Genomic DNA, 17,354 nt, shown 5'->3' with positions numbered 1-17,354 from the left:
TTGCGCTTACCGCGACGGTGACGATTACGTCGCCGCACCGCATACTCGCGCGCAGTTGGCTATGCTGCTGACAGCATGACGCTGGTTCATTTCCGAGGGATGCTCAATGTTTTACGTGCAACGCGATGCGCAAGGTCTGTTGATTCGCGTGGAAGCCGCGGCCTACGCCGAGGCCACGGAAACCCTGCCGGCCGACAGCCATGAAATCCAGGCCTGGTTCGCCAACGAAGTGGTGGAAACCAGCCTCAAACAGCTCAAGCAGAGTGACTTCGAAATGATTCGGGTCCTCGACGACCTGATTCAGGTGCTGACCCAGAAAGGCGTGATCCGCGTCACCGACCTGCCACCGGCGGCCCAGGCCAAGTTGATGGACCGGACCCAGGCGCGGGAAGCGTTGGGTGGGTTGAGTCAGTTGATCGATGAGGATGAGGGCGGGTTGATCTGATCCAGGATTTTCATCGGCTGTTCAGGCCTCTTCGCGAGCAGGCTCGCTCCCACAGGGGAATGCATTCCAAATGTGGGAGCGAGCCTGCTCGCGAAGGCAGCGCCACTGACGACTCGACTTTAAAGAGTTAGCGCCAAGGCTTCGGCTCACCCAACAACTGCCCCTGAACCCCATACAAACCCATCTCGCGAATCACCGACAACTCGCCTTCCGTCTCGACCCGCTCGGCAATCAGCGGCAGATCAATGCTGTGCGCCGCGCGCTGGATCGCCTCGATGAACAAGCGCTTGTCGCCCTCCTGATCAATCGCACGAATGTAGCTGCCATCGATCTTCAAGTACGCCAGCCCCAGCCGCGCCAGGTTGCCGATCATGCTGAAGCGTCCACCAAAGCGTTGCAGGCTCAGTGAGAAACCGAGTTCACGCAGGCGCCGCGTCAACTGCTCCAGCACCGCCTGCTCCGGCAACTGTTCCTCGCCGATCTCAAGGGTCAGGCGCTCGCCGAGGTTGGAATGCGCGCGCAGAATCTCGAAGACTTTGTTCAACGCCTGCGGATCCGCCAGGGTCGCCGAAGACAGGTTTAGCGCCAGCGAATCGTCATGTTCTTTCATCTGCTCCAGCACGCGTTCGAGCATCAGCCGATCCAGGCGAGCGGTCCAGCCAAAACGTTCCAGCCACGGCAGGAAGCGTCCGGCCGGGATGGTCTGGCCCTGATCATCGAGCAAACGCGACAGCACTTTGTAATGCAGCACCAGTTGCGTGTCTGCGGCGGCAACCACCGGTTGGAAATACAGCTCGAAACGTTGCTGACTCAGAGCCTGATCGAGCAAGCGATGCCAGGCGTGGTGATCGTCGCCGACATCCGCCGTCAGGCTCTGATCGATGCAGGCCCAGTTCTGCTCACCCTGCCCTTCGGCTTGCGCCAGCGCCTGATCACCGAGCGTCAGCACCTGTTGCGGCGAATCGCCGTGGGTGAACGGCGCCAGACCGATCGACGCCACCGCTGCGACGTCGGTCGCGCCGGTGGCGTGCAGACTGCTGAGGGCACTGTCGAGGTTCTGCGCCAGTTGCAGCGCTTCCTCACGAACCAGCCCCGGCGCCAGCACAGCGAATTCACCGCCACGAATACGTGTGACAAGGTTCTGGGTTTCCGGATATTTGGCGCATTCGCGCGACAGCTGCTCGCCGACCGCTTTGAGCAATTCATCGGTGCGCTGACCGCCCAGACGCTGGTTGAGCCCGGCCAGATCCTTGACCCGCAACAGCAGCAGGTAACCGGAGCTGGCCTGCTCCGGGTTGCTCACCCGGTTGTTCAACTGCATTTCGAAATAACGCCGGTTGGCAAGCCCGGTGAGGTTGTCCTGATAGGACTCGGCGCGCAGTTTTTCACTGCGCTCGGCCTGCTCCTGAAACAGCGCCTTGAGCTTCTCGACCATCTGGTTCATCGCCTGCACCACGCGGCGCAACTCAGGCGTGCGCGGCAGATCCGGCAGGCTGAGGAATTCGCGGCGGGCGATGGCGTGGGATTGCTTGACCATGTAATCCAGTGGCTTCAACTGCCGGCGCAGCAGCAGTGCCCCGAGCACCGCACTCACTGCGCCGCAGATCAACAGCCAGCCAAGGCTGCCCAACGCGCTCTGCCAGAGTTTGGCCACGGCGAACATCGGGTGACTGACCACCTCGACCCGCGCTGCCTGCTCCCAGCCACGACTGACCAGCGCGTCGCCACCGGCAGGTTCCAGGCCAATCAGTTTGACGAACCAGTCCGGCACGTTAGTGACGGCCGGAATGCCGTTGCGCTCGACGATCGTCTGATCGGTTTTCAGATCGACCACGCGGATGCTCGCGTAATAACCACTGTCGAAAATCGAGCTGACCAGCAACTCGACCATCGCCGGGTCGTCGATATTCGGCGTCAGTGACAAAGCCAGCGCCGTCGCGGCGTCCTGCGCGTGGGAGCGCAACTGGTTGACGTACTGGGTGCGCGAGCTTTCCAGACTGACCATGAAGCTGCCGGTGAAGGCGACCACCAGGAACAGACAGATAGCGATCAACAGCTGTTTGAACAAAGACATCTGAGCGCGTGCTCCTAGTTAGTCGTCTCGACCGGGAAACCTTCGGCCTGCATTTTCTTCAACACATCCTGCCAGCGCGACAGGCGTTTGGTATCACCGACCTTCTTGTTGCCCTTGGCGCCCGGCAGGTACAACCCTTCCGCATTGAAAGAGTAGACCGGCAGCAAATCGGTTCGCTGCGACGCCGGCTGGATCGGGTCGATCAGGCTGTCGAGCACCAGCGGCATGGCATCGGGGGTGGCATAGTAAGTCAGGACCATGTGCGCGCGGTTCTGGCGCAACGCTTTGACATAGGTAATGCGCAGCTTGTCACTGGAAACTCCGAGGTGGCGCAGGCTGAAATACTTGGCGATCGCATAGTCTTCGCAGTCGCCGGCGCCTTTCCATAAGGCTTCGATCGGCGTTTCCCAGTAATCGACTTCGTGCCACAGATCGATGTCTTCGACGTAGCGCACCTGTTTGTTGAAGAACAGGTTCACCACTTTGAGCTTTTCCATTTCGCTGACCTGCTTCTGCGTGGCCAGCAGATTCTGCCAGGCATCGATGCGCTGCTGCCCGGCACCCAGCGGCCCATAGAGTGTCGTGGCTTTACGACTGATCGCGGAAAAATCCCAATCGGCATGCAGGCCGCCCAGCATCATGCCGGCCAGCAACAGTGCGCAGCCTAGCCAGCGCAACGTCCGGGGGATCGCGAAACGTACCGCCACAGCAGGTTTCCAGAAGGCAGGATAGAAAGCGTTTGATGGTGAAGCTTAGCCCGGCAAAAAACAATGGCACCATGAGATCATCCACGGCACGCTAAACTTCATTTGCCAGTGCAATGTTTTACAAGGTTTGACAACCTGTAGAGCAATCACTAGTGTCATTTGGATCCAAATCAGGCCGACATACAGGGTGCGTAGTCGTGACACAGAAGCCCAAACCGCTGCACAGCATTAAAGTCGACGGACCGATTCCTGCGCATCTGGCCCGTTCGGTGATCGAAGAAACCCTGCGCTCGGCAATTCTTGATGGGCGTCTGCCCTGCGGCACGGCGCTGCGTCAGCAGGATCTGGCCGATCTGTTCGGCGTCAGCCGCATGCCGGTGCGCGAAGCCTTGCGCCAGCTCGAAGCCCAGGAACTGCTCAGTGTTACTGCGCATAAAGGCGCAGTGGTTGCGCCGTTGATTCAGGGCGATGCCACTGAAACCTACGAGCTGCGCATCCTCCTCGAATCCGAAGCCATGCGCCAGTCGGTTCCACTGTTGACCGCTGCCGACCACGCACGCGCAGCCGGGTACATCGAAGAGCTCGAGGCGCAACACGACTACACGGAAATCGGCCGGCTCAACCGTTTGTTCCACATGGCCCTGTACAGCAAGGCGCCTAACAAACGCTTGCTGCGTCTGGTCGAAGACGGGCTAAACGAAGAAGAACGCTTTCTGCGCTTCAACCTTGAGGCCATGGGCCTGGGCAAATTGTCCCAGGACGATCACCGGGCGATGCTGCAAGCCGTGCAGGATCGCGACACTGAACGGTCGATCGAACTCCTCGAGCAGCACCTTAATCGGGGCGTCGAGGTGATTACCCGCTATCTGGCTACCCCCGCCGCGCAAAGCCGCAAAGCCGCGCGCTAAGCGCGCACCTTCCGCGAATCACCCGCTTACAAATCCCCAAGCGATCTGCCAGCCCTCGGGTGGGCGGATTCGCGTGCCCGCTCTAACCTCCCTGCGCCGCTGAGTCCGAAATTTGCACCTTGCCGGTGACGAATCGGTAATAGCCGTGGCGATCATTTACCCGCACTCTTGAACGGCCAACCCCATAAAGAACGGGCGACGCGCCGTCCTGACGGCGCAGTCCCCGCACCAGGAACCTACGGAAGGAGCCTTGCCACGGGAAAAAGGAAGTCATGGCGCGGGGTCACGGCCAACTTCCGCCCTTTTAAATAATTCAACTCTTATTACTGGAAAGTTGCTTCGAGTGAGGCATTCACTCTTGTCGATCAATTTTGGCCGTTATTCGCCGAAAGGAGCAACTACGCCCAAATAAAACTTTACTCAGAAGTTTTATCGGAACAACTCAACTTCAAAAAACAGCAAACTTAAAATAATTAAAAATGTACTTGTTAAATACTTTGCCGGTGTATTAGTTTTTCCTCGCCAAGTGTGAACTTCACCGTTCACCTGGGCGGCAGCCCTATGTCTGCGGCACGGCAGCAGCGCTTTATAGGCAGACATGAGGCCATGTCATCGCTATATCCGATCCGTAATTACCTGAGAGAAAGGCAGGCTGTCGTTCGCCGAAAGAAAACAAGCAAGTCGACGTTTCATAGTTTGCGTAGTTGCCAGAACAGTTCCATTCAACATCAACGATAAAGGACATCATGATGCCCACCAAGAACCAACTCGCCCTGAAGAAAGCCGAACTTAGCATTCACCCGATCTTTTCCGAGATCACTTCGTTATCGGTCTTGCGTCGTTTCATGGAAACCCACGTGTTTGCCGTGTGGGATTTCATGTCGCTGACCAAACGCCTGCAGCAGGAGCTGACCTGCACGCGGTTGCCGTGGTTACCGCCGCGTGACCCTAACGCCGCCCGGTTGATCAACGAGATCGTTCTGGGTGAAGAATCGGATGATCGCCTGACGGAAGGTCACTACAGCCATTTCGAGTTGTACCTGGATGCGATGCGCGAAATCGGCGCGAGTACCACCGCCGTGGAGCGCTTTGTCGCCCTGCAACAGGAAGGCGTGAGCTATGACGTCGCGCTGCAAAGCGTCGAGGTCGATCCGGCCGCCGCACAGTTTGTCCGCGACACCTTGCGCACCGCCCTGCACGCGCCGGGACACAGTGTGGCGGCGGCATTTCTGCATGGTCGCGAGAGCGTGATCCCGACCATGTTCCAGCGCATCCTCGACGACTGGGGCATCGGTATCGAGCAGGCGCCGACCTTCCGCTATTACCTGGAACGACACATCGAGGTCGACTCCGAAGATCACGGCCCGGCAGCAGAACACCTGCTCGAGCGTCTGGTCGACGGCGATCCGCAGCGCGAGGCCGAGGTCTACGCCAGCGCCATCGCCGCCGTGGAAAGCCGCATCGCCTTGTGGGACGGCCTGCGCCTGAGCATGCGCGAACCGTTGGGGGAGGTCGCCCAATGAACGCCGCCGACTATCAATCCTTTGCCGATGCCTGGGAGAACCGCGCCACCATCCGCACTCGCCCGCGTCGCGTGCTGGAAGACGACGAGCGCCTGATCTACCCGCTCAGCCGCCAGCCGCTGGTGCTCAGCGAAACCTTCCTGCGCGAGTGCCCGCAACAGCGTGATTTCGCCTTGGTGCAGACGCTGTACAAGTTCATCAACGACGTGGTGATTTTCGAGACCGAAATCGTCGACAAGACTGCGCGCAGCATCGCCAAGAACCGCTTCGCTGTGACCTTCCCGTTTGCCTGCCGTTACGACGCGATGACCGTGGTGGTCGACGAGGATTACCACGCGCTGGTGGCGATGGATTTCATGCAACAAACGGTGGCGATGACCGGCATCGAGCCAATTCAGTTGCCCGATGAAATCGAGTTGAGCCGGGCGATTCCTGCGGCTGTAGCGCTGGCACCAGAGCACCTGCGCAGCGCGGTGGAATTGATCTGCGTGGCCATCGCCGAAAATACCGTGACCGGCGATGTCGCGGCGTTCGCCCGCGACGACACGGTCAAGCCGTCGATCAAGGGCCTGATGGCCGATCACTTGCTCGATGAGGGTCGCCATTCGAGTTTCTGGGCGCGAATGGTGCGCATCTATTGGCACACCGCCAGCGCGGCGGATCGCGAAACCATCGCGCAGATTCTGCCGGTGTTCATCAGCCATTACCTGACCAACGACATCCAGAAATCCTTCGACCTGCGCCTGATCGACGCACTGCCGGTCAGCGAAGCCACGCGCCGTTCGCTCAGGGATGAAATGACCGGGCTCGCGTTCCCGATCAATCGCCACCATCCGCTGGTGGGCAACATCGTCAAGTTCTTCCACAACAGCTCGCTGCTCGATGCGCCCTGCGTGCAGCACGCGCTGCGCAACTACCTGGTTTGATGAGGAGGCCGACATGAAACGTCTCGACATTTTGCTGATTGGCACCAGCCAGGCCATGACCGACCTGGCGCAGGAACTGGAACAACACGGTCACTCCTTGCAGCGCAGCGCTGCCGGTTCATCGACGGTGGATCTGATCATCGACGATGGTTTTATCGGCGCCGGCGATTTCTGCTCGATTCCGCACCTGCATCTGCGTTTGGGTGTCGGCGTGCAGAGCCCTGCCGGTTTGCCGACACTCGATTTGCTGTGTTTCCTTGGCTCGTCACTGATCAGCCGCGTACCGATTGGCGATGAGCCGTCCGGCAATGGGCAGGCGCTGCGGCAACGGGTGCTGACGCAGGTGGTCGAGGAAGTGGCGTTGCTGGTCAGCCGCTTCTCCCGCGATGCGGAATATCTTCAACGGGTCGTATCTGTGCCTGCGCCGGATTTCGAGCGGATGGAAAACCTGCTGTTTCTCGACAGCCTGGCGTACGTCCATCGCCTCAATGACACGGCCAATCCGGCGCTGCTGAAGCAGGCGCAGCTCCCAGTGATCGAGCGCCTGCAACAGAGCCTGATCCGTCATGCCGAACGACCGGCACTGCACCTCGCCGAACAGTCGATCAGCTATCGGCAATTGCACGCCCACAGTCGCGCGATCCAGCAGCGCTTGCAGCCTTTGCTCGAGCAACATCCGCAACCGTGGGTGGTGGGCGTCTGCCTGCCGAAAAGCCCGGCGCTGTTCGCCTCGATTCTGGCGATCCTCGGCAGCGGCGCGGTGTACTTGCCGCTGGAGCCGAGCCATCCATTGCAGCGCCAGCAATACATTTTGCAAAACGCCGGTGCAGTGCTGTTGCTGCATGATGGCGTGCATCCACTGAGCGCAACAATGGCGGGGCTGGATGTCAGTTGTATCGACAGCGCCGAGGCAGATCTCAGCCACCCGCTGATGCGCCGCCGCCCTGAACTCGACGCACCGTGCATGGCGCTCTACACCTCGGGCACCACCGGGCATCCGAAGGGTGTTTTGCTCAGTCAGGCCAATCTTGCGCACTTCACCGTGTGGTATGCCGATTATGTGCAGTTGCAGGCAGAAAGTCGGGTCTTGCAGTTCTCATCGCTGAGCTTCGACTCATCACTGATCGACATCTTCCCGACCCTGCTCGAAGGCGCTGAACTGGTGGTGCCCGACGACACGCAACGGCGCGATCCGCTGCAACTGGTCGCGCTGATCCGCCGCCGACAACTGACCCACGCCTTCCTGCCGCCAGCGCTGTTGAGCATCCTGCCGCTGGAGCAACTGGAAGGTGTGCAAGTGATGACCGGCGGCGATGTCTGCGAGCCATTCGTCATCGAGCAACTGACCCGTCAGGGCACGCTGCACAATCTTTACGGCCCGACCGAAGCCACCGTACTGATCACCGCGCGCCAGCTCAAACCGGGCGACAGTAATCGCACGCTCGGAACGCCAATTGCCAACAGTCAGGTGCTGATTCTCGATGACGATTTGCAACCGGTGCCGGAGCACACCGTCGGCGAATTGTTCATCGTTGGCCCCGGCGTCTGCCTCGGTTATCTGAACAACCCACAGCAGACCGCCGAGCGTTATCTGACCTTGCAATTGCCGGACGGCCAAACGCTGCGCGCCTACCGCAGCGGCGACATGGCCAGGTGGGGCGAGCACGGTATCGAGCTGTACGGACGGCGCGACAATCAGGTGAAGATTCGCGGCTTCCGGGTCGAGCCGGAAGAAATCGAACGCTGCCTGCGCGAGAGCCAGTTGTACCGGCAAATCGCAGTAGTGATCGACACTCAGCGACGGATTCTGGCGTTCCTCGCCCAGCCGCAATCGGACACCGCGCGCGAAGCATTGAAGGCCCACGCCCGGCAGTTTTTGCCGGACTACATGCAACCGGTGGCGTGGACCGAGCTGGCGAGCATGCCGTTCGCCAGCAACGGCAAAGTCGATCGCAAAGCACTGCTGGAACTGCCAGTGAGCGTGCAGGACAGCGGGCCGAAATGCCTGCCGGCGAATGCCGACGAAGCGCTGCTGCTGGAAATTTGGGCAGAGTTGCTGGAGCTGCCGAACAGCGATATTTCCACCGATGAAAGTTTCTTCAATCTTGGTGGTCACTCGATTTTGCTGTCGCGGATGTTGCTGCGTTTGCGTGAGGAATTCGGCCGCAGCATTTCGATCAATCGCTTCATCGAACTGCCGACCATCATCAAACTCGCAACGCTGGTGCGCGGCACCGATGACAGTGCGGTGCTCAGCGCCCAGGCCATGGCCGACGCCGAACGTGCGCTGGACATCGAACCGCTGCCGATCAGCCGCATGGGCGATGTGCACAAGGTCATCGTCACCGGCGCCAACAGCTTTGTCGGCGTGCACATCGTCGAGGCGCTACTCGGTTGGGGCGCCAGCGAAGTGGCGTGTCTGGTGCGTGATGGCGACGGAAAAACAGCTGCGCAGCGCTTTGCCGATTCACTGCGGGAAAACCGTCTGGAGCATGTGGATCTGAGTCGTGTGCGGGTTTACGCGGCAGATATTTCTCGACCGCAACTGGGCCTGAACGACGAAGATTATCAGCACCTCGATCGCGAGTTCGGTGCGCTGGTGCACAACGCTGCCAACGTTAATCACGTCCTCGATTACGAGTCGCTGGCGGCGGACAACGTCGAGCCGGTTTTCGCGCTGCTGCGCCTGTGCGAAGGGCAGAGCAAAAAGGTCTTCAATTTTGTCTCGACGCTATCGGCTTCAAGCACTGTCGATGATGCGGGACGGGTGCTGGAACTGCCCGCCGCCACGACCCCACCGATCTATATTCGCAACGGCTACAACCTTTCGAAATGGGTCGGCGAACGCATCCTCGAACGGGCGCGGGAACGCGGTGTACGGGTCAATCTGTACCGGCCCGGCAACATCAGTTTCAACAGCCTGAGCGGCGTTTGTCAGCCACACAAAAACCGTTTGATGCTGATGCTCAAGGGCTCGATCCAGCTCGGTCAGGTGCCGGCCTTCGCGCTGAACTTCGACCTGATGCCGGTGGACTTTCTCGCCCGTTTCATCGCCTTCCACGCCAGCCGTTATTCACCCGAGCGGGCGGTGTTCAATCTGCACAACCCCGAGCCGCTGAGCTGGGACGCCTACGTCGCTTCGTTCCGCGAAACCGGCAGCGAATTCGCGCTGGTCAGCGTCGCCGACTGGCAGCAGCAACTGAGCCGGGTCGACGCCGACAACGCGCTGTTCGGCGTGCTCGGTTTCTACCTCAACGGCTTTGAAGAAGACATCGGCGACATCTCGTTGATCGGTCACGCCAACGCTGAAGCCGGCGTGCAGCAGATGGGCGCGCACTACCCGCAGAAATCCCCGGCGTTGCTGCGTCGCGGCTGCGACTACCTGAAACAAATCAACTTCATCTGAAGCAATAAAAAAGGAGCAACACCATGAGCAATCTGCAACCCGACACCCTGATCAAAAACCCGCACGGCTGCCACATTGTGTCGTCGGTAGAAGTGCCGGCGGACGCCGCACAAGTCTGGGCGGTGGTCGGCCACTTCGGCGGTTTCGACCGCTTCATTCCGGCGCTGTCGCACATCGAAACAATCGGCGAGGGCGTGTCCTCGCTGCGCAAGAAATGCTTCAAGGATGGCAACGTGGTGGTCGAACAACTCAACTCCCGCGATGAGCAGGCGCGGAGCATGACCTGGACGACGATTTACAACACGTTGGGGGTGGCGAATCTGTGGGCGGCGATGAATGTCGAATCGCTGGGCGCGGGTAAGTCTCGGGCGACTTGGACGATCATTGCTGAGCCTGCTTCGGGGGGTGAAGAGGCGTTGCCGGGGTTCAAGGAGTTTGTGCAGGGGTTTGCGGATGATGCGATGGGGAATGTGCTGAGACTGTTTGTTTAAGGCTTCGGCTTTGCGGTGATTGAACCACCGCTTTCGCGAGCAGGCTCGCTCCCACAGGGTATTGGGTGTTCACACATGCTGTGTTCAACCAAAAATCCTGTGGGAGCGAGCCTGCTCGCGATGAACGATAACGCGGTCAGATCTTGAAGCTGTCGACCAATTGCTTCAGACGATTAGCCTGCTGCGACAACGCATCACAATCCTTCAATGTTTCATTGAGGTTGGCCACGCTCTGCTGGTTCAGCAGGTTGATCTGGTTAACGTCGACGTTGAGGGTTTCCACCACGGCGGTCTGCTCTTCAGTGGCCGCTGCCACCGACTGGTTCATGCCGTCGATTTCACCGATGCGCTGGGTCACGCTGACCAGACGCAAACCGGCCTGGTTGGCCACTTCCACGCTCTGCTCGCTGGAGGCCTGACTGGCATTCATCGTGGTCACCGCTTCACGCGAACCGACCTGCAAGGAAGTGATCATCTTGTGGATCTCTTCGGCCGATTCCTGGGTGCGGTGCGCGAGGTTTCGCACTTCGTCCGCCACCACGGCAAAACCACGTCCGGCTTCACCGGCACGGGCGGCTTCGATCGCGGCATTGAGCGCCAACAGGTTGGTCTGCTGCGAGATGCCTTTGATCACATCAAGGATGTGGCCGATGTTGTCGGTGCTGGCGTTCAGGGTTTCGATCTGGGTGCACGACAGGCTGATCTTCTGCGACAACTCGGTCATCGCCAGAATGGTTTGCTCGACCACCTGACGCCCGTCATCAGCCTGCTCGCTCGCGCCGCTGGCATGTTGCGAAGCATCGGCGGCGTTGCGGGCGATTTCCTGCGTAGCGGCACCCAGTTCGTTGATCGCCGCAGCGACGCTGTTGGTACGTGCACTTTGCTCGTCAGAGCCGACGATCGAGGCATTGGACGAAGCCATTACCCGTTGCGACAAGTCATGCACATGACGGGTTGCCGATGACACTTCGGAAATCGACGCGTGAATCCGTTCAACGAACTGGTTGAACGCGCTGCCCAATTCACCGAACTCGTCTTTGCTCTCGACCACCAGACGACGGGTCAGGTCGCCTTCACCCTGAGCAATGTCCTGCATCGCGCGGCCCATGGTGGTCAGCGGACGCATCAACACGTTGATCAACAGGCTCAGCAGCAGCGCAATCGCAGCCACAGCAACAAACATTGCGATCAGTGCCGAAGTGCGGAATTGGCTGAGTGCGGCGTAGGCTTTATCGCGATCGATCGACAGACCGATGTACCACTGCGCATTCGGCAGATCGCTGACCGGGGTAAACGACAGAATGCGTTCCTGGCCGTTAAGCACGACGTTCTGGTTGCCCTTCTCGATGCGTACGCTGGTGTTCGGGTAGATGTCTTTCAGGTTTTTCATGACCTGATCTTTGTCCGGACTGACAATCACTTGACCGTCGGCGCTGACCAGGAACGCGTGGCCGAGGCCACCGAAGTCCACCGAGTTGATGATCTTCACCAGGGTTTCCAGGCTCAGGTCACCACCGACCACGCCGAGCAGCTCGCCGTTCTTTTTCACCGGCATGGCGATGGTCACTACCAGGCCACCGACAGCGGCCATGTACGGCGGCGTCAGCATGGTTTTGTCGGCGACAACCGCTTGCTTGTACCAAGGACGCTGACGCGGGTCATAGCCGTCCGGCATCTTCGCGTCAGGGCGCTGGGTGAACACACCGTTGGCCTGACCGACATAGGTGAACTGGAAATTCGAGGTGAAGGCCGGTTGATCGACCAGACCCGGGAAGTCGGCGTCCTTGCCCTGATGGGCAACGTTCTGCGCGAGGTTTTCCAGCACCAGAATCCGCCCGCTCATCCAGTTCTGCACGCTGCTGGCGGTCAGATCACCGGCCTGCTGTACGGAGGACTGGAGGTTCTGGCGAATGGTGTTTCGCTGCAGATAGTCGTTGTAGAGGGTGAACAGCGCGAACGCCAGGACCACGACGCCCGAGGCGGCCAACAGGATTTTATGGCTGAACTTGAGATTCATTTCATGGGACTTCTTATGCCAAAAGTGGGGATGCGTTCCGGATGCAACATTCCATGTACAGCGCAGGCAGCGTTCTTCTGGCCGCTCTACTTTGGTGCACGCATGTCTCACCAGTCTGTCGGCACGTGTCGGAGAAATCTTAGGGCTGAGTGGGAAATGGATGGCATTTCTGCCGGATTCCCGCCGAACGGCGTGCCAGAGCGTTCGCCCCAAAGTTTTTCAGTGCTGATGTTCGGGTGGCAGTTGCAAATTTCGTAACCCTTGATGACAATGCGAGTAATTATCATTTGTGACGTTCGCGTTCATGTCCTCACCTGAGTTTGCAGTACAGGCGCTTTACAGTAGTCATCACGGCTGGCTCAACGCTTGGCTGCGCGCGCGGCTGGGTAATGCGTCAGATGCGGCGGATCTGGCTCAGGACACTTTCCTGCGTCTGCTGCAACGCACCGAACGCATCGAACTCAAGGCGCCGCGCGCCTTCCTGCGGACCATCGCTCGCGGGCTGGTGATCGACCATTGGCGCCGCGAAGAAATCGAACGGGCCTATCTGGAAACCATCGCGCATTTGCCCGAAGCCGAGACGCCAAGTGCCGAAGCCCGGGCGCTGGTGATCGAATTGCTGGAGAGCATTGCGCGGATGCTTGAAGGACTGAAGCCGAAAGTGCGTCAGGCGTTTCTGCTGGCGCAGTGCGAAGGTTTGACCCACAAGCAGATTGCCGAGCAGATGGGGCTGTCGTTGCGTTCGGTGGAACGTTACGTCGCCGATGCGTTGTATCACTGCTACGTACTGCGGTACGAAAGCTGATGCCTGTGGATAACATCGCACTGGGTCGCCGGGCCGAGCCACAGCAACAAGTGGTCAAACAAGCCATTCATTGGCTGCTGCGCTTGCGCAATAACCATGGCAATTCGCGGTTGAATCGCCAGTGCGAACAATGGCGCGCCGAACACCACGAGCATGAACTGGCCTGGCAACGCGTGCAGTCGCTGCAGGCCGAACTGAGCAACAACCTGCGTGCGGTGCCCGGTGCGCAAGTGGCGTTCAATACATTGGAAAGCAGCGCGCAGGGCTTGGGTCGGCGACAGGCCTTGAAGCTGTTGTCTGGCGCGCTGCTGATGGGCTCTGCCGCATGGCTGGCCAAAGACACCGCCGCGTGGCAGCAATGGAGTGCCGATTACGCCACGGCGACCGGCGAGCGGCGCGGTTTCCAGCTGCCGGATGGCACACGGATCGAACTCAATACCGCCAGTGCGGTGGATCTCGATTACACCGCGCAGCAGCGGCTGATCAAACTCTCTCGCGGCGAGATCATCGTCACCTGTGGCGGCGCAGATGAGGGGGCAACCTTCGAACGACCGCTGAGTGTGCAAAGTCGTCACGGTGTTTACCAGCCGCAGGATGCGCGGTTCATCCTGCGTCAGGACGGTGATTGCACGCGGCTCAGCGTCACTCATGGCCTGGTGGCGATTCACGCCGGCGGCACATCAATCGAGGCGCGCGCCGGGCAAAGTTACCTGATTGATCATCAACGCATTCGTCCCGCGCCGGCGCTGGATATGGACGCCGGCGCCTGGGTCGACGGTTTGATCGTCACACGTAATATGCGTCTGGGCGACTTTCTCAGCGAAGTCGCGCGTTATCGTCAGGGTTTTCTGCAATGCGCGTCAGACGTGGCGGATCTGCGACTGTCCGGCGTATTCCGTCTGGAGGACACCGACAAGCTGCTGGCGATTCTGCCGCAGACCCTGCCGGTGCAATTGCGCTATCGCACGCGTTGGTGGGTGACGCTGGAGCGCGTCGTCTGAAATTATTTTGGCGGGTTTTCGCAGTCAGTCCGGCTTAGTCAGTAAGCACTTCAACTCAAGCGTTTGCGACTTCCTACGGAAACCTACAATGACTGTCCGCGCCACCTGTAAGAACTCTCCGAATTTCACTGCCGAATCGGGCATATTGCGCCACGCCATTCGGGCAGCGTTGTTTTCGACTGCATTGGGCGTCGGTGTAATGCCTGCTTTGAGCATCGCGGCGACTCCCGCTGGCAGTGAAGTCAGCCATCGCTACAACGTGGCTGCGGGCCCTCTCGGTGAGGCGCTGAATCAGTTTGCCCGTCAGGCCGGCATCACGTTGTCGATGACTCCGCAGCAGACTCAAGGCCGGCAATCGCCGGGCGTTCAGGGCGAGTATTCCGCCGATCAGGCGCTGAGCCATTTGCTCGGTGGCTCCGGTCTGGAAGCAGTCAGTCAGGATGGCAGCAGCTATATCCTGCGCCCGCTCGCTGAAAGCGAAGCACTTGCCCTGCCAACCACCGATATCAAAGGTTTCGCCCTCGGTAACGCATTGGGCAGCATGGACGGCTACAACGCCACTCACAGCCAGATCGCCACCAAGACCAGTACTGCGCTGCTGGAAACCTCGCAAAGTGTATCCGTGGTCACTCGCGAACAAATGGATGACCAGGGCTCGCAGACTGTCTCGCAGACAATGCGCTACACCCCGGGCGTGCTGACCAACCCGTACGGCGCGACTCACCGCTATGACTATGTGGCGATGCGCGGTTTCAACGACGGCTCGGTGGACAACATCTACCTCGACGGCCTCAAGTCGATGGGCGACAGCGGCACTTACAGCACCATGCAGGTCGATCCGTATTTCCTCGAACGCGTGGACATTCTCAAGGGACCGTCGTCGGTGCTGTACGGTCGCAGTTCGCCAGGCGGTCTGGTGGCGCTGACCAGCAAGAAACCTTTGTACGAGGCTTACCATCAGGTACAAGCAACGGTCGGCACTCAGGGGCAGCGCGGGGTCGGCTTTGACTTCAGCGGCCCGGTCGATGACGACAAGCGCATTGCCTATCGTCTGATCGGGTTAACGGATCAGTCCGACACGCAGTTCGACCACAACAAGGAAAAACGCTTCGCCCTCGCCCCCACCCTGAGCATCGATTTCAGTGAGAACACCTCGCTGACGCTGCAGGCTTACCTGCAACACGATCCGGATGGCGGCTACCACGGTGGCGTTCCGGCCGACGGCACGATTCATCAGCGCAACGGCAACCGTATTTCGCCGCACTTCTTCGAAGGCGAGCCGGGCGTCGACGGCTATTCGCGTGATCAGCAATCGTTCGGTTATCAGTTTGAACATCGCTTCAACGATGTCTTCACCGCCCGCCAGAACTTTCGCTACCTCGACTCCAAAGTGAACATGGATCAGGTCTACGCCTACGGCTGGACCTCACCGACCAGCAACGAGCTGAACCGCTATTACACCGGAGGGGATGAGCGTCTGCATGCGTTCATCGTCGACAACATGCTCCAGGCCGAATTTTTCACTGGTGCAACCAAACACACGGTGCTGATGGGTGCGGATTATCAGCGGCGTAAAACCGTGGTCGACTGGACCAGTGGCGGTCTTGCACCGATCGATGCGTTCAACCCGGTGTACGGCAACTCGGCGATCGACATGTATGGCGAGACCAGTTACCTGCGCCGTCTGGAGCAGACCGGGGTTTACCTGCAAGACCTGATCGAGATGGACAAGTGGCGTTTCTCGCTGGGTCTGCGTCAGGACTGGGTCGAGACGTCGGACGAAAACCGTATCGCTGAAGCCGGGCGTCCGGTTGGCACAGAGATCAATGATCGCCGCACCAAACTCACTGGCCGGGCCGGCGCGCTGTACCTCTTCGATAACGGCTTGGCGCCGTACATCAGCTACTCCGAATCGTTTAACCCGAACTCCTATGCCGACAGCGCCGGTAATCCTCTGGCACCTACCGACGGTACGCAGTGGGAAGTCGGCCTGAAGTATCAGCCGCCAGGCACTGACAACCTGTTCACCGCCTCGCTGTTCCGCATCGATCAGGAGAACCTGGCGACCAAACTGCCGCAGGAAAACTTCTATCGCGCGGTCGGTGCCGTCCGCTCTCAGGGTCTGGAACTGGAAGCGCACATGCAGTTGACCGATAACCTCAAAATCCTCGGCACCTACACCTTCACTGATATCGAATACTCGAAGTCGATGGTCAGCACCTTGAGTACGTCGACAGATGTAATCGAGAACAAGGGTAACTCGCCGACGCAGGCCCCGCGTCATATGGCGTCGTTGTGGGCGGACTACAAGTTCGACAACGCAGCACTCGATGGCCTGCGACTCGGCGGCGGCGTGCGTTATGTCGGCTATAGCTGGGCGGATGCGGAAAACACTTTGAAGGTGCCTTCCTACACGTTGTTTGATGCCTCGATTGGCTACGACTTGGGCAAGCTCGGTTTGAAGGGCGTTGATGTGCGTCTGAATGCGAACAACCTGACCAATGAGTCCTACGTCGCCTCCTGTGCCAGTCTGAACTTCTGCTACATGGGTGAAGAGCGCAACGTGGCGGCGACGGTCAGCTACCAGTTCTAGGCCTTTGTCCTGTGCATAAAAAAGCCAGCCCCTGAATGTTCAGGGGCTGGCTTTGTCGTTTCTGTGGGGAAATTCTCATGCGTGCGTTTTTGGTGTTGTTGCATCGTTATATCGGCCTGGCCACGGCAGTGTTTTTGCTGCTGGCAGGGATTACCGGGAGCATTCTGGCGTTCAACCATGAGTTGGATGAATGGTTGAATCCGGAGTTTTATTCTGCCTCTGCGCAGGGCTCTCGACTGCCGCCGGGTGAATTGGTTGATGCGGTGCAATCTGCGCATCCGAAGCTGCAGGTCTGGTACATGGAGTACCCGAATGAGGCGGGCCACACCGCGTTGCTTGCGATGGTCCCGCGTAACGATCCGGGGACCGGCCAGCCATTCGCTGAGCGTAATCAGGTGTTCTATCTGGATCCGGTGAATGCTGAGCAAAAGGGCCAGAGGTATTGGGGTGAGTGCTGT

The 17,354-nt window shown here is 59.4% G+C and carries 13 protein-coding genes; 10 read left to right on the top strand and 3 right to left on the bottom strand.

Features of this window, described 5'->3' with window-relative positions; genetic code table 11:
- Positions 1–106: 106 nt before the first annotated feature.
- The gene (locus F8N44_RS07310; RefSeq protein ID WP_007918987.1) at positions 107–445 is read left to right on the top strand and encodes a hypothetical protein; all 339 of its coding nucleotides are present in this window, start codon (positions 107–109) and stop codon (positions 443–445) included.
- A gap of 127 nt (positions 446–572) precedes the next feature.
- Here the strand turns inward: F8N44_RS07310 and lapD are convergent, their stop codons facing one another.
- Complete coding sequence (gene lapD, locus F8N44_RS07305) at positions 573–2,519, bottom strand: cyclic di-GMP receptor LapD (protein WP_150649852.1); 1,947 nt, start codon at positions 2,517–2,519, stop codon at positions 573–575.
- Between the two features lie 14 nt (positions 2,520–2,533).
- Positions 2,534–3,226: a cysteine protease LapG gene (gene lapG, locus F8N44_RS07300; protein WP_150649851.1), complete on the bottom strand. Its 693-nt coding sequence runs from the start codon at positions 3,224–3,226 to the stop codon at positions 2,534–2,536.
- A gap of 197 nt (positions 3,227–3,423) precedes the next feature.
- Here lapG and F8N44_RS07295 point away from each other — a divergent pair, with 197 nt between their 5' ends.
- The 5 genes from F8N44_RS07295 to F8N44_RS07275 all read left to right on the top strand — a co-directional run bounded on the left by F8N44_RS07295 (position 3,424) and on the right by F8N44_RS07275 (position 10,480).
- The gene (locus tag F8N44_RS07295) at positions 3,424–4,134 is read left to right on the top strand and encodes a GntR family transcriptional regulator (RefSeq protein WP_150649850.1); all 711 of its coding nucleotides are present in this window, start codon (positions 3,424–3,426) and stop codon (positions 4,132–4,134) included.
- A 746-nt stretch (positions 4,135–4,880) separates the two neighbouring features.
- Positions 4,881–5,657: a DUF3050 domain-containing protein gene (locus F8N44_RS07290; protein WP_150649849.1), complete on the top strand. Its 777-nt coding sequence runs from the start codon at positions 4,881–4,883 to the stop codon at positions 5,655–5,657.
- The gene (locus F8N44_RS07285) at positions 5,654–6,583 is read left to right on the top strand and encodes a diiron oxygenase (RefSeq protein WP_150649848.1); all 930 of its coding nucleotides are present in this window, start codon (positions 5,654–5,656) and stop codon (positions 6,581–6,583) included. The genes F8N44_RS07290 and F8N44_RS07285 overlap by 4 nt, the downstream gene beginning before the upstream one ends.
- Before the next feature lie 13 nt (positions 6,584–6,596).
- Positions 6,597–9,989: an amino acid adenylation domain-containing protein gene (locus tag F8N44_RS07280; protein WP_150649847.1), complete on the top strand. Its 3,393-nt coding sequence runs from the start codon at positions 6,597–6,599 to the stop codon at positions 9,987–9,989.
- 23 nt (positions 9,990–10,012) lie between these two features.
- Positions 10,013–10,480, top strand: a complete 468-nt coding sequence (locus F8N44_RS07275) for an SRPBCC family protein (protein ID WP_150649846.1) — start codon at positions 10,013–10,015, stop codon at positions 10,478–10,480.
- 136 nt (positions 10,481–10,616) lie between these two features.
- On the opposite strand, the gene F8N44_RS07270 is transcribed toward F8N44_RS07275, so the two are convergent.
- Positions 10,617–12,497 carry a methyl-accepting chemotaxis protein gene (locus F8N44_RS07270; RefSeq protein ID WP_122597676.1) on the bottom strand — a complete coding sequence of 627 codons (1,881 nt, stop codon included), beginning with the start codon at positions 12,495–12,497 and terminating at the stop codon, positions 10,617–10,619.
- Between the two features lie 304 nt (positions 12,498–12,801).
- On the opposite strand from F8N44_RS07270, the gene F8N44_RS07265 reads away from it, so the two are divergent.
- From F8N44_RS07265 to F8N44_RS31640, 4 genes are all read left to right on the top strand, one after another.
- The gene (locus F8N44_RS07265; RefSeq protein WP_150649845.1) at positions 12,802–13,302 is read left to right on the top strand and encodes a sigma-70 family RNA polymerase sigma factor; all 501 of its coding nucleotides are present in this window, start codon (positions 12,802–12,804) and stop codon (positions 13,300–13,302) included.
- Complete coding sequence (locus F8N44_RS07260; protein ID WP_150649844.1) at positions 13,302–14,303, top strand: FecR domain-containing protein; 1,002 nt, start codon at positions 13,302–13,304, stop codon at positions 14,301–14,303. The genes F8N44_RS07265 and F8N44_RS07260 overlap by 1 nt, the downstream gene beginning before the upstream one ends.
- An 88-nt stretch (positions 14,304–14,391) precedes the next feature.
- Complete coding sequence (locus F8N44_RS07255) at positions 14,392–16,896, top strand: TonB-dependent siderophore receptor (protein WP_150649843.1); 2,505 nt, start codon at positions 14,392–14,394, stop codon at positions 16,894–16,896.
- 77 nt (positions 16,897–16,973) lie between these two features.
- On the top strand, positions 16,974–17,354 hold a 381-nt coding region (locus F8N44_RS31640; protein WP_224794746.1), incomplete at its 3' end, for a PepSY-associated TM helix domain-containing protein.

Source organism: Pseudomonas fluorescens, assembly GCF_902497745.1.
GTDB lineage: Bacteria > Pseudomonadota > Gammaproteobacteria > Pseudomonadales > Pseudomonadaceae > Aquipseudomonas > Aquipseudomonas fluorescens_BM.
This window is presented reverse-complemented; position numbering and strand designations above follow the sequence as displayed.

Coding starts and splice junctions, on each gene's coding strand:
- lapD (WP_150649852.1), bottom strand. CDS start 2,519: ATGTCTTTGTTCAAACAGCTGTTGATCGCTATCTGTCTGTTCCTGGTG.
- F8N44_RS07260 (WP_150649844.1), top strand. CDS start 13,302: ATGCCTGTGGATAACATCGCACTGGGTCGCCGGGCCGAGCCACAGCAA.
- F8N44_RS07290 (WP_150649849.1), top strand. CDS start 4,881: ATGATGCCCACCAAGAACCAACTCGCCCTGAAGAAAGCCGAACTTAGC.
- F8N44_RS07285 (WP_150649848.1), top strand. CDS start 5,654: ATGAACGCCGCCGACTATCAATCCTTTGCCGATGCCTGGGAGAACCGC.
- F8N44_RS07280 (WP_150649847.1), top strand. CDS start 6,597: ATGAAACGTCTCGACATTTTGCTGATTGGCACCAGCCAGGCCATGACC.
- F8N44_RS07265 (WP_150649845.1), top strand. CDS start 12,802: ATGTCCTCACCTGAGTTTGCAGTACAGGCGCTTTACAGTAGTCATCAC.
- F8N44_RS07275 (WP_150649846.1), top strand. CDS start 10,013: ATGAGCAATCTGCAACCCGACACCCTGATCAAAAACCCGCACGGCTGC.
- F8N44_RS07310 (WP_007918987.1), top strand. CDS start 107: ATGTTTTACGTGCAACGCGATGCGCAAGGTCTGTTGATTCGCGTGGAA.
- F8N44_RS07270 (WP_122597676.1), bottom strand. CDS start 12,497: ATGAATCTCAAGTTCAGCCATAAAATCCTGTTGGCCGCCTCGGGCGTC.
- F8N44_RS07255 (WP_150649843.1), top strand. CDS start 14,392: ATGACTGTCCGCGCCACCTGTAAGAACTCTCCGAATTTCACTGCCGAA.